The 13,192-nt window shown below is 33.3% G+C and carries 11 protein-coding genes; 9 read left to right on the forward strand and 2 right to left on the reverse strand.

Annotation, left to right across the window (positions count from 1 at the left end; translation table 11 throughout):
- Positions 1-25: 25 nt before the first annotated feature.
- Positions 26-187: a DUF1328 family protein gene (locus tag FLP_RS08435; protein WP_065449079.1), complete on the reverse strand. Its 162-nt coding sequence runs from the start codon at positions 185-187 to the stop codon at positions 26-28.
- Positions 188-533: 346 nt separating this feature from the next.
- Here FLP_RS08435 and FLP_RS08440 point away from each other — a divergent pair, with 346 nt between their 5' ends.
- From FLP_RS08440 to FLP_RS08470, 7 genes are all read left to right on the forward strand, one after another.
- A complete protein-coding gene (locus FLP_RS08440; protein ID WP_065449080.1) occupies positions 534-2,810 on the forward strand; it encodes a glycosyltransferase in 2,277 nt (758 codons plus the stop codon).
- Positions 2,811-3,078: 268 nt separating this feature from the next.
- Positions 3,079-3,837, forward strand: a complete 759-nt coding sequence (locus FLP_RS08445; protein WP_065449081.1) for an MlaE family ABC transporter permease — start codon at positions 3,079-3,081, stop codon at positions 3,835-3,837.
- 1 nt (position 3,838) lies between these two features.
- The gene (locus tag FLP_RS08450; protein WP_065449082.1) at positions 3,839-4,624 is read left to right on the forward strand and encodes an ABC transporter ATP-binding protein; all 786 of its coding nucleotides are present in this window, start codon (positions 3,839-3,841) and stop codon (positions 4,622-4,624) included.
- A 25-nt stretch (positions 4,625-4,649) separates the two neighbouring features.
- Positions 4,650-5,531 carry an MlaD family protein gene (locus FLP_RS08455; protein ID WP_065449083.1) on the forward strand — a complete coding sequence of 294 codons (882 nt, stop codon included), beginning with the start codon at positions 4,650-4,652 and terminating at the stop codon, positions 5,529-5,531.
- Between the two features lie 137 nt (positions 5,532-5,668).
- Complete coding sequence (locus FLP_RS08460; RefSeq protein WP_065449084.1) at positions 5,669-8,488, forward strand: AsmA family protein; 2,820 nt, start codon at positions 5,669-5,671, stop codon at positions 8,486-8,488.
- A gap of 7 nt (positions 8,489-8,495) precedes the next feature.
- Positions 8,496-8,984, forward strand: coding sequence for a low affinity iron permease family protein (locus FLP_RS08465; protein ID WP_065449132.1), 489 nt, complete (start codon positions 8,496-8,498; stop codon positions 8,982-8,984).
- Positions 8,981-10,180, forward strand: coding sequence for an NAD(P)/FAD-dependent oxidoreductase (locus tag FLP_RS08470; protein ID WP_065449085.1), 1,200 nt, complete (start codon positions 8,981-8,983; stop codon positions 10,178-10,180). The genes FLP_RS08465 and FLP_RS08470 overlap by 4 nt, the downstream gene beginning before the upstream one ends.
- Positions 10,181-10,542: 362 nt before the next feature.
- On the opposite strand, the gene FLP_RS08475 is transcribed toward FLP_RS08470, so the two are convergent.
- Positions 10,543-11,568: a helix-turn-helix domain-containing protein gene (locus tag FLP_RS08475; RefSeq protein WP_065449086.1), complete on the reverse strand. Its 1,026-nt coding sequence runs from the start codon at positions 11,566-11,568 to the stop codon at positions 10,543-10,545.
- 219 nt (positions 11,569-11,787) lie between these two features.
- Between FLP_RS08475 and FLP_RS08480 the strand changes: the two genes are divergently transcribed.
- Together FLP_RS08480 and FLP_RS08485 are read left to right on the forward strand one after the other, a co-directional pair.
- Positions 11,788-12,273 (forward strand): DNA-deoxyinosine glycosylase, encoded by a 486-nt coding sequence (locus FLP_RS08480; RefSeq protein ID WP_065449133.1) that lies wholly within the window; start codon positions 11,788-11,790, stop codon positions 12,271-12,273.
- Positions 12,274-12,619: 346 nt separating this feature from the next.
- The gene (locus FLP_RS08485; RefSeq protein ID WP_065449087.1) at positions 12,620-13,054 is read left to right on the forward strand and encodes a DUF6526 family protein; all 435 of its coding nucleotides are present in this window, start codon (positions 12,620-12,622) and stop codon (positions 13,052-13,054) included.
- The last annotated feature ends 138 nt before the right edge of the window (positions 13,055-13,192 follow it).

The following is a 13,192-nucleotide window of genomic DNA, read 5'->3' on the forward strand; positions in this document are numbered from 1 at the left end:
ACCGGGATTGTATACTTCCTTATTACTAAACGTTTCGTCTTCCTGTAATTAATGAAATTACGAATAATACCAAAAATATAAAGAATAAAACTTTTGCAATGCTAGCTGCTCCGGCGGCAATTCCGCCAAAACCAAAAATTCCTGCTATAATAGCTAGAATAATAAATGTAACTGTCCAACGTAACATAATCTTAGTTATTTAATTAATAAATGACATTTTACTATATAAAATGTTTGTTTATTCAAAGATCAATAATTCGTACAAAATGCTTTAACTCTAAACGTTAATTTTGTATCGCAATCAACTATAAATCAGATTTTTGACTTACTTTTATAATTCTCTAATTCTGTTACAAAATTCCCACATAAATGCTTTTGAGTTAATTTTTTGCTCGATTGGATTAATCGGGCCTTGGGGCTTAAAGTAATTTTAGATAAATATTTAAAAGATATGAAAGTAGCTCAGCAACGGCCAAATTCATATTCTTATATCTACCAAAGTGACTTATTAACTGAACTAAAACAGAATCCCAATGAAAACGATATCAAATAAATCTAAAATAGTTTTTCTATCTACATTTCCACCAACACAATGCGGAATCGCTACTTATACACAAGACACTATAAAAGGAATAACGGACGTTTTTGGTAAATCAATTACTTGCGAAATTTGCGAATTAGTAAAAGAACCAAAAGAGAACCCTACTCAGGCTTATACATTAAATACAAAAAACAAAGAGGAATATACGAAAGTTGCTCTTGAAATTAATAAGGATAAGGCGGTAAAATTGGTTCATATTCAGCATGAATTTGGTTTGTTTGATGGAAATTACGGAGACTATTTATTAGATTTTTTGAATGAGGTAAAAAAACCTTTAACTTACACATTTCACAGTGTGATCCAAAATCCTAATAAAGAATTAAAAACATTTGTAAAACTGCTGCTTTCTTATAGCAATTCGGTTTTTGTGATGACCAATAAGTCAAAAGAAATTTTGATGAGAGACTATGACATCGCCGAAGACATTATTACTTGTGTGCCACACGGAACTCATATTGTAATTTACGAAGCGCCACAACAAGCCAAAGAAAAATTCAATATTCAGGACCGAAAAGTACTGGCTACGTTTGGTCTTTTAGGAGAAGGAAAAAATATTGAAACAGGCTTAAAAGCCCTTCCTAAAATTATTGAAAACACACCAAATGCATTATATCTAATCATTGGCAAAACACACCCAAATTTAATAATTGATGGTGTTGACGCGTACCGTGATAAACTCGAAGGCATTGTTGCCGATTTAAATTTACAGAATCACGTACGTTTTGTAAATGAATATTTAGATACTAATGAACTTTTAGATTATTTAAAAGCTGCAGATATTTACATGTTCACTTCAAAGGATCCAAATCAGGCAGTGAGCGGCACTTTTGCGTATGCAATGAGTTGCGCTTGTCCTATCGTAGCATCAAAAATTCCGCATACTTTAGAAGTTTTAACTCCTGATTCCGGAATATTGGTAGATATTGGAGAAGTAGATCAATTTGCTGATGCAGCGATTAAATTACTTTCTAATGATGATTTAAGAGAAGAAATGGGAATTAATGCATTTAGAAAAACCAGAGCGTCATCCTGGGAAAATGTGGCCATTACTCATATGAACACTTACAAACAATTAATTGACAATCCGGCAGAAATAAAATTCAGCTATCCATCAATTCAGTTAGGACACATCAAAAAAATGACTACTGACCTGGGTATTATCCAGTTTAGCAAAATTTCGATCCCGGATTTAGAGTCAGGATATACATTAGATGATAATGCACGTGCATTAATTGCCATTTGCATGCATTACAAACTTACTCAGGACAAAGAAGATTTAGCCTATATCTTAATTTATTTAGACTTTATTATTCGCTGCCAGCAGCCAAAAGGAAACTTTATCAATTATGTCGATCAGGAAAATCGCGAGCATATTGAACAAAATGCCGAAGTAAACCTGGAAGATTCTAATGCAAGAGCAATCTGGGCTTTAGGAACTGTAGTGGCCAACAAAGAAATCTTACCTGAAACTATTATTAAAAAAGCTTCGCAATGTTTATTAAACTCATTAAAATGGGCCGAAAGTATTCAATCGCCTCGTTCTATTGGTTTTGCAACAAAAGGATTATACTTATACCATACTGCTGTTCCTAACTTATATGTAGCGGCAATTATCAATAAACTGAATGCTAAATTGCTTTCTAATTATGAAATTCACGCCTCACACGATTGGAAATGGTTTGAAAATTACATGACTTACGGAAATGGAATTTTACCGGAATCTATGCTTTTTGCTTTTTTAACAACCAATAAACCTATTTATAAAAAAGTAGCTTTAGATTCTCTTGACTTTTTAATGTCGAAAATGTTTAAAGATAAAAACTTTAAAGTTATTTCTAATAATGGATGGCTGCACAGAGATTCGCAAGAACAAGTACACGAGTACGGAGAACAACCTATAGATGTTGCTTACACGATTCATACCCTGAATTCATTTTACAGTGCTTTTGGTACTCCTGAGTACAAGCAAAAAATGAAACTGGCTTTTAACTGGTTTTTAGGAAAAAATCATTTGGGGGAAATTATGTACAATCCAATTAGCGGCGGTGGTTACGACGGACTCGAAAAAGAAAATGTCAACTTAAATCAAGGAGCTGAATCAACGGTTTGCTTTTTAACTGCCAGATTATTAATGGAAAACCTTAAACAATCCGAAATAAAAGTGATTCCGCTAATGAAAGCTAAAGCCGGAATTGCAATCAATTCATAATTGAATTACAATATATTCTAACTAAATATACTATTGAACCCAAAATCCCTTTTTATAAAGGGATTTTTTGTTTTTTAACATTTTTACCGCAACGTAACTTTATATTAATTATTGTGTTGCATTATGTTAATTATATAAACTTCTAAAAAAGTTGTGTAAGATTTTTTCTGTACTTCTAAAGTAATTTTAAGTTATCATAATCAAGGGGTACACTACCCCATAAACAGTTGATTTTCATGCATTAGCATTAACTTAAAAATATAGTATTTTGATACTTACTCTAAAAAATACATTTACAGAAATAGGAAATGCAACAGTGTTTGCGAAGCAGTTTTTTAAGGAGGTTTTTGTTCCGCCTTATGAAACAAAGGAGTTTTTGAAACAATGTTATGTTATTGGCTATAAATCATTACCGCTGGTGGCTATAACCGGATTTATTATGGGTTTGGTGCTTACACTGCAATCCAGGCCAACCTTAGTAAAATTTGGAGCCGAATCCTGGTTGCCGGGTATGGTAGCTCTTTCTTTAATAAGGGAAATTGCTCCCGTAATTACAGCCTTAATTTGCGCAGGTAAAATTTCATCAGGAATTGGTGCCGAATTAGGTTCTATGAAGGTGACAGAACAAATTGATGCTATGGAAGTTTCAGCCATCAATCCTTATAATTATTTGGTAGTAACAAGAATTTTGGCCTGTACGCTAATGGTGCCTATATTAGTGTTTTTTGCTGATGCGATAGGTATTATAGGTGGATATGTAGGTATTAATATTCATGGTGATGTCAACTTTTATCGCTATCTGACCCAAATTCTGCAATCACTTGAATTTTTAGATATAATCCCGGCAACGGTCAAAACATTCTTCTTTGGATTTTTTATCGGAATGATTGGATGTTATAAAGGTTTTAATGCTTCAAACGGAACCGAAAGTGTAGGAAAAGCAGCGAACTCTGCAGTAGTCACCGCTTCGTTAACCATTTTTATTATTGATATGGTTGCTGTACAAATAACCGATTTATTTTTTTAAGATGATTAAGGAAAAAGAAAATATAGAAAAAGATAAAGTCTCTAAAACCAAAAAGCAAGATCCTATCATTGTCATTAAAGACTTGCATAAAACTTTTGGTAAAGACAACAAAGTTCTGCAAGGTGTAAATCTTACGGTAAACAAAGGCGAGGATTTGGTAATCTTAGGACGTTCAGGATCAGGAAAATCGGTAACGATAAAATGTATTGTGGGATTAATTGAACCTGATAAAGGCGAAATAAAAGTTTTTGACGAAAATGTACTGAACCTGACAAAACCGGAACTGAATGAAATTAGAGTACGAATTGGATTTTTGTTCCAAAGCGGCGCTTTATACGATTCGATGTCGGTTCGGGAAAATCTGGCTTTTACATTAAAAAAGCATAAAAGAGAACTAACTCCTGAGGAAGTCGAAAGTGAAGTAATGGAAGCGCTGGATAATGTAGGTTTAAGTGATGCAATCGACAAAATGCCATCTGAGTTATCCGGAGGAATGCAAAAGAGGATTGGCCTTGCCAGAACTCTAATCCTTAAACCGGAAATCATATTATACGATGAGCCCACAACAGGATTAGATACCATAACATCGCGTGAAATAAGCGAATTGATTCTGGACATCAAACACAAACGCAAAACCACATCTATCATTATTACGCATGATATGGCTTGTGCAAAACTCACAGCCGACAGAATTATGGTGTTGAAAGATGGCGTTATACATGCCGAAGGAACATACGAAGAACTAGAAAAAGACGAAGACGAATGGGTTCGTTCTTTTTTTCAATAATACTAAAAATAAATAATTAGAAATCATGGATAAGCAATCTGGATATACTTGGAAATTAGGAATGTTTGTAACAATAGGTTTATTGCTTTTTATAATGGCGATTTACTTTATAGGGAAACAAAAAAATCTTTTTGGTTCGACATTCAACATCACATCACAGTTTAAAACCGTAAGCGGTTTGGAAGTGGGTAATAATGTTCGTTTTTCAGGAATTAATATCGGAACGGTAGAAGAAATTCAATTAATAAACGATTCTTCGGTTGTAGTAAGAATGGTGATTAAGGATGAAGTTCGTGAATTTATTAAAACAGATGCCCGCGCCAGTATTGGTTCTGACGGATTAATGGGAGACAAAGTTCTGACTATTTCTCCAGGTGTTAAATCTACCAAAATAATCGAAAACGGCGGAGCAATTGCTTCTGTTAACGGAATTGAAATGCAGGATTTAATGAAAAGCGTTAAAAAAAGTGTTGATAATGCCGCTGTAATAACAGATGAATTGGCCATTTTTAGTCATAGTATGAATACAGGAAATGGTGCTCTGGCGAGGTTAGTTCGTGATGATAAAATGGCGAACAGTGTTTCGAATACACTTTCGAACTTAGAATCCGGTACCAAAGGTTTTAGCGAAAATATGGAAGCCGCAAAAAGCAATTTTCTTCTTAAAGGATACTTCAAGAAAAAAGAGAAAGAAAAAGAAAAGAAAAAAGAGGAAATAAAAGAGCAACAAGAAGAACAGCAGAAAAAGGCAGAAAAAGCTAAAGAAGAAAAGGCGAAGGAAGACAAAGAGAAAGCTGAAAAAGCCGAAAAAGAAAAGGAAAAAGCAGCAGAGAAAGCCAAAGAAGAAAAAGAAAAACTGGAAAAACAAAAAGCTGAAGAGGCAAAAAAAGCTGAAAAAGGAAAATAAAAAACATGCCGGATAAAATTACTTTCACTCAAAGCGATATCTTTTTTACGTAAAAAAATACACGCCTCTCGCCATTATTCTATGAGCCATATTTTAAAATCTATCCATATCTTTTTTATGGAATAAATTGAAATACTATGAAAACTTCATATAAAAATATAAGCCTGAAAATATTAAAAGTAACAGGAATAGTAATAGCAAGTATCTTGCTATTATTGTTTTTGATACCATTGCTATTTCCCGGAACCGTTGCTACAGAAGTAAAAAAAATCGCCAACGAGCGATTAGACACTAAACTGGATTTTTCGAAATCCAGACTTTCGTTTTTTACACACTTTCCTTCCCTGACTGTTTCTCTTGATGATTTATCAATGACAGGATCGGCGCCTTTTAGCAATGATACTTTGTTAAAAGCAGAACAGGTAGCTTTTGGTATCAACCTGAAAAGACTGATTTTTGATAATGAAGTAAAAATTAATAAACTATATGTTTCTAAAGCCTTAATTAATATAATGGTCAACCAAAAAGGACAGGCCAATTATAACATTTATGTAGCTCCCGAAGATCGCGATAAAAAACCGGATGATCCTAATGCTCCGGAAGAAGGAACTGCGATTCGTTTAGAACGCATTGATCTTGAAGATTGTCATGTAAAATACAACGATCGTTCAGCCAAAATACTTGTCGATGCAAAAGGTTTTAATTATGTTGGAAAAGGAAACTTAAGTGAAGATATTTTTGACTTAAATACCGATGCCAGAATCGATAATGTCGATTTTTATTACGACCGTACCGCTTATCTTAGAAAAAAAGAAGTTCGTGCTGATTTAATTACCCGAATTAATACACATGCACTTTCGTTTATACTTCAAAAAAATGAATTGCGAATCAATAAATTACCACTAAAATTTACTGGTTTGTTTACTATTTTAAGAGAAGGATATAAAATTAATATCAAAGCAGCATCTGAAAATACTACACTAAAAGATTTATTTTCTGTAATGCCTCCGGAATATTTAACCTGGATGAATGAAACCGAAATCTCAGGTAATAGTGATTTGCTTTTTACTTTTAAAGGAGATTATAATGTTGCCAAAAAGCAAAAACCGGATTTAGCTTTTAATCTAAAGATCGATAAAGGCGCAATCAATTATCAGAATGCTCCTGCCCCATTAACTGATTTTCAGATGAATCTAAATGCAATTTTGCCTTCTCTTGACATCGAAAAACTTTTAATCAATCTTAAAACTTTTAAATTTAAAGTAGGCGAGAAAGATTATTTTACCGCGTATTTACGCAGCAAAGGATTTAACGAAATGACCGTAGATGCAAGCGTAAAAGGTGCATTAGATCTGGCTACAGTTGATGCTGCTATAGGTTTAAGCAGTATTGATCTAAAAGGAACTTTAAAAACAAATATTCAGGCTAAAGGTATTTTTAGTACTTCAAAAAAATTATTCCCAAAAACCATTGGCGGCATTTCATTGCGCAACGGCTGGCTAAAAACTGACTCGTATCCTAATCCTATCAAAGACATCACTTTTGTGGCCAATGTACTCAACAAAGCCGGAACTTTTCAGGATTTGATTGTGGCTGTTGCTCCGGCATCATTTGTTTTTGAAGGAAGTCCGATGTATGTAAATGCTACTTTATCAGATTTTAGTGATTTGGCTTATAATGCCAAAATAAAAGGAGAGCTAAACGTGGGACGAATTTATCAGGTTTTCTCGCAAAAAGGACTTGATGTAACGGGTTATGCAAAAGCAGATCTTTCGCTTAAAGGAAAACAAAGTTATGCCACAAAAGGACAATATGATAAGCTGGACAATAAGGGAACTATTATATTGAAAAACATCAAAGCTACATCAGAACTTTTCCCAAAAGCATTTTTTATCAAACAAGGAAATTTCCGTTTTCAGAATGAGAAAATGTGGTTCGAAAAATTCGATGCCACTTACGGAAAATCAGATTTTGCCATAAACGGATATTTACTCAATACGATTAATTATTTTCTTGAATCCCACGGAACGTTGAGCGGAGATTTTAAAATGAAATCAAAACTGATTAATGTTGATGAATTTATGGCGCTTAAAAAAGGGGAAAATACAGATCGTAATCTTGAGGTAGAATATGCAAAAGAAGATCATCCTAAAATGAGCGGAGTGGTTATTGTACCTAAAAACTTAAATGTTGCCCTGACTGCAGATGCGGATAAAGTAGAATACAACGGACTGGTTTTAAATAAACTGAATGGTAAAGTTGGAATGACAAAAGCGGGTTTTTATTTAGAAAACGCCAATTTTAATATTATAGATTGTTTGGTAGGAATCAATGCTACTTATAAAGACGAATCGCCAACATCTGCCCATTTTGATGCTCATTTTACTGCCAAAGATTTTAGCGTTCAAAGAGCGTACAAAGAAATTCCGATGTTTCGTGAAATGGTGTCTGCTGCTGAAAAAGCGCAGGGAATAATTTCTGTAGATTATAAAATAAAAGGTGATTTAGACGGAAACATGAGCCCTATTTATCCTTCTCTTGAAGGAGGCGGAAAATTGAATTTGCGTGACGTACAAGTCAAAGGATTAAAATTATTTGATGGGATTAGTTCACAAACCGGACAAAAAGGTTTGGACGATCCTAATTTAAAAGGAATCGAAATCAATTCTACAATCGATAATAATTTAATTCATATTGAAGATTTTACTTTTAGTGTCGCCAGTTTCAGGCCCACAATAAAGGGAACGACAAGTTTCGACGGACTTTTGGATTTAAGAATGCGATTAGGCTTACCTCCTTTTGGAATCATAGGATTTCCTATTGTAATTACAGGAACGCATCAGGATCCTAAAATTAAAATATTTAGCAAAACGGGTCAAAAAATCAATGCTGCTGTTTATGACGAAAAACACAACAAACTTATTCGTAAAGAAAAAGTGAGTAAACGTAAAAGGTAAAATGAAAATGAAAACGAAAAAATCTAAAGGAAGCGGCGCTTTCGAAAAATTTGCCACAAATGTTTCTAAAGCTGCCGGAAGTACTACAGCGTTTATAGGTGCTTTTTTGATCGTGGTGGCGTGGGCAGTTTCAGGTCCTATTTTTGGCTACTCAGAAACCTGGCAGCTGGTAATCAATACCGGAACGACAATTATAACTTTTTTGATGGTTTTTTTAATTCAGAAAGCACAAAATAAAGATTCGCTTGCAATTCAGTTAAAGCTAAACGAGTTGGTTGCTTCAAATGAATACTCCAGCAATAGCTTAGTTGATATTGAAAGCATGACCGAAGAAGAAATGATGATTGTTCAGAAATATTACCACAAACTTAGTGAACTCGCCAAAAATGAGGAAAGCATCAGAAGTTCACATTCTATTGCCGAAGCCTCTGAACAGCACGAACGCAAAGACAAAAACAGAACTAAATTACGTACCCGAAATATAACAAAAAAATGAAACTACGTTCCTCTGAAACTTTCTGGCCATTAAAAAGTGCCATGAAATACAGCTACCCGTCTATAGATTCAGATCTTAATACAGAAATTTTAATTATTGGCGGAGGAATTACAGGAGCTTTAATTGCTTATCAATTAATCTCAGCAGGAAAAAAAGTTGTACTAGTTGATCGCCGCGACGTTGCTAACGGAAGCACTGCCGCAAGTACTGCTTTGCTGCAATATGAAATCGATGTTCCGTTGCATGAACTCATCAAAATCAGAGGTGTAGAATGTGCCGTTGACAGTTACACAAATGGAAAAAAAGCAATTTTTGATTTGAGGACTATCATAGATACCATAAAAAGTGAATGCCAGTTCGAATTTAAAAAAAGTATTTATTACTGTTCCTTAAAAAAAGATATCCCCTTTTTGAGAAATGAATTTAAGTGCAGAAAAGAACATGGATTTGATGTAAACTGGCTCGAAAGATGGGATCTTGAAAAAATGGGCTTAAATGCCATTGCAGCGATAGAATCTAAAACTGCAGCCGTTATGGATCCTTACAGACTGGCGAATGATTTACTGCATTACTGCAAAAAAAAGGGAATGCAAATTTATGATCGTACCAATATTACCTCAATACAGCATCAAAAAGCAAAATCTATTGCCCATACCGAAAATAAATTTACAATCACCGCAGAACATATTATTCATTGCAGCGGTTATGAAAGTACCGAAACGCTAACTGAGAAGGTAGTTGACTTAAAAAGTACGTATGTAATTGCATCAGAAAACATAGAAATGTTACCTGCAGCATTTAAGAATGCTATTTTCTGGGATACTTCTTCACCATATTTGTATTTCAGGGTAACCTCAGACAACAGGATTATTATGGGTGGCGGCGATGAAGATTTTAAAGATGCCAAAAAGCGTGATAAATTATTAGATAAAAAAGAACAATATCTTTTAAGACATTTTAAGAAAAAATTCCCCAAAATCAATTTTAAAATTGACTATTCATGGGCAGGAACTTTTGGTGAAACCAAAGATGGCTTGCCTTACTTTGGAAAACCGGATCCCAACAAAAACGAACATTACGTTTTGGGCTTTGGAGGCAACGGAATCACTTTTAGCGTTATCGGCATGAACTCTATTCTGGATTCTATTAATAATAAAAAAAATCAGGATCTAGAGTATTATAGGTTTGGACGTTAATTTTTAAGATACTAAGGTTCTAAGAAACTAAGATTCTAAGTTTTTCTTCGAGACGCACAATGGTGCGTCTTTTTTTTGTAGATAAAAAGCTGTAATTGCAATTGAAAACATTTAATGATTTATTATCTACTCCTAAACAAAATATCTGATGAAAACGAGTGCCATAACCCTGATAGAAGCGGTATCCTTTTTCTGGCTGCTTTAGCCAGGAAAAGATACAAGTGGATAGCAGGAAACAGCTCTTGAAAAATAGTATGAACATAAAAAAAGACGCACTTGATGTACGTCTTAGTATATAGTATAATTTTTTGCAAATAAAAAAACTTAGAATCTTAGTCTCTTAGAACCTTAGCAACTTTTTATTAAGCTGTAATAGCCAATGGATTTAAGTTGAATTTATATTCTTTTGGACTGCAATTGAATTTTTGTTTGAATATTTTTGAGAAATAGCTTCTGCTGGTAAAACCAATGCAATAAACGATTTCGGATATATTAAGATCAGAAGTTCTGATTAAGATTTCGGCTTTTAAAACGCGCATGTGCGTTATATAATCGTTTACGGTTCTGTTATGTATGAGTTTAAAACCTTCCTGCAATTTATTTGGCGATAAACCTGACTTTTTGCTTAGGGATTTAATGGTAAAAGCTTCTTCTGGATTGGCTCTAATGGCTTCAGAAAGTTCTTTTATTTCTTCCATTTCGCGTAAAGTAAGACAATTTGTATCTTTAGCATTGATGCTTAAATCATCTGTATGCTGCTGAATTTCCATTGCGAGAATAATTCGAAGAATTCCTTCTTTCAAAAGATTTCTAACTATTCCGGTTTGCGTAATGGCATTTAATTGTTCGATTTTTTCGGCAATTTTCAGGTTGTAAGAACCTACGTAAAAGAAATCCTGAACATTATTATTTTCAAAGAAAGTTTCTTTTACTTTTTGATTCAGAGAATTTGTAGGATCCTGATGCAAAAGCTGAGTTCCTACTATTATAAGGGTAAATTTTGTTTTTTTATCTTTTTCGAAAAACAATACATTGTCCTGATTTTTCTTTGATGTAACTATCGCGGTCTGAAATGTTTTAAATTTTCGCTCTTCGCCGGTACTGCCAAAACTATGAGACAAACTTCCTTTAGAACAATACGCAAAATAAACTGGCGATTCTATTGGGTTTACAACATCCATTCGAACATCTTCAGCGAAAGTCATATCGAACTCTACGTACGAAATATTATCATTAAAAGAGGCACCAATAATAGCACCTTTTGCAAAACTATTGTTCGTTTCAAGTCTATATTCGTCTAAATCAAAAGTTACTTTACCGCCGAAGTTTGTTTGTAATTCTTCAAAAATATTTTGAATTTTTTCTGTGTTTATAGTAACTATTTTCATTTTGCAAGGGATTTAAAATTCAACATCATTTTATAGAGATTTATAAAAAAAGAAACTCCACTTTGTGGTTCCGGATTTCTAAAAATCAACAAATCAAAGTTCGCTCACAAGTGAACGAAAAGTGTTATATAATTTTTCGAAATTGTTTTATAATTACTTATGAATGATGTTTTTAACAGTAATATTTTTTACCTTTCTGCTATAAATAGTACAACATATATGAAGAGTTTTTCTTTTTCGCCTATCGCTAATAATGATGCTATTGTTTTGATTTTAGGCACAATGCCCGGAACAAAATCATTAGAACTAAATCAATATTATGGTCATAACCAAAATAATTTCTGGAAATTCATGTTTGAGATTTTTAAGGAAGATTTTTCGAATGATTATGAAAAGAGAAAAGCGCTTTTGCAAAAAAACAAAGTTGCATTATGGGATGTGCTGCAGTTTTGCGACAGGATTGGAAGTTTGGATAGTGCTATAAAAAATGAAATAGCAAATGATTTTGAAACTTTTTTAGAGCGACATCCAAACATTAAAACCATACTATTCAACGGGCAAAAGGCAGCTGCTTTCTTTAAGAAATATGTTCAATTAAAGAAAAATTATGAATTTATTATTTTACCTTCTACAAGCCCTGCTAATGCAAGTCAAACCTATCAGTCTAAATTACAGCAATGGAAAATTATAAGTTCGCTACAATAACATATTAATCACAATATCAACAACTTAAACCTGTATCATTATGAATTTATAGAGCAAAAAAATAACTATTCAGCTTAGAAAGTTGAAATAATGTAACATTTACACTTTAAAATATAAAAGCTTTTTTTATCAGATCAACTAATTTTACCAAACAAAATAAAGCCATTGAAAAAAGAGGATGCAGATTGAGGCTTTTTTTTAAATATAGATACTACTAAGAGAACTTTTAAATAAGTTTAATTATAAAGAGAACATTGGTTATGTTAGTTTATTTTTGGAAAAAAAGCTATTCTATTTTTTAGGGTAGCTTTTGTTTTTTAATATCACACCATAAACAAAATAAATTATGAAAATTCAGACTTACTACAATCATATCAGGTTCTACACCCCTCATCATTTTGTTTACTACCCTATTCTGACTATCTTTTTGGCTGCAAGTATTTACTTTGCTTTTACCACAAACGATACGCTAATATGGTCTTTTATAAGCGTTGTTTTTGTGTTTTTATTTTGTCTTGCTTTTATGTTACGACAGCATTATGCCCTGATTCTTCAAAACCGAATTGTACGTCTCGAACTTCGCTACCGTTATTTTACCCTGACCGGAAAAAGGTTTGAGGAAATCGAATACAAACTAACCGATGATCAAATTTTTGGCCTTCGTTTTGCTCCCGATGACGAACTGCTGCCCCTTATAGAAGACGCGCTAAAAAATAACCTTAGCGGAGATGCCATAAAAAAAGCGATCGTGCACTGGAAAGCCGATTATAACAGGGTTTAGCAATGGCAAAAAGCAATGGCAATGACAAAAATCAATTGCAATGACAAAAATCAATTGCAATGGCAATATCAATTGCAATGGCAAAAATTAATGTCAATTTTAAATTTCAATTCAAAAATTAATATGAATGTCTAAATT

This window comes from Flavobacterium piscis, from assembly GCF_001686925.1.
Taxonomy (GTDB): domain Bacteria; phylum Bacteroidota; class Bacteroidia; order Flavobacteriales; family Flavobacteriaceae; genus Flavobacterium; species Flavobacterium piscis.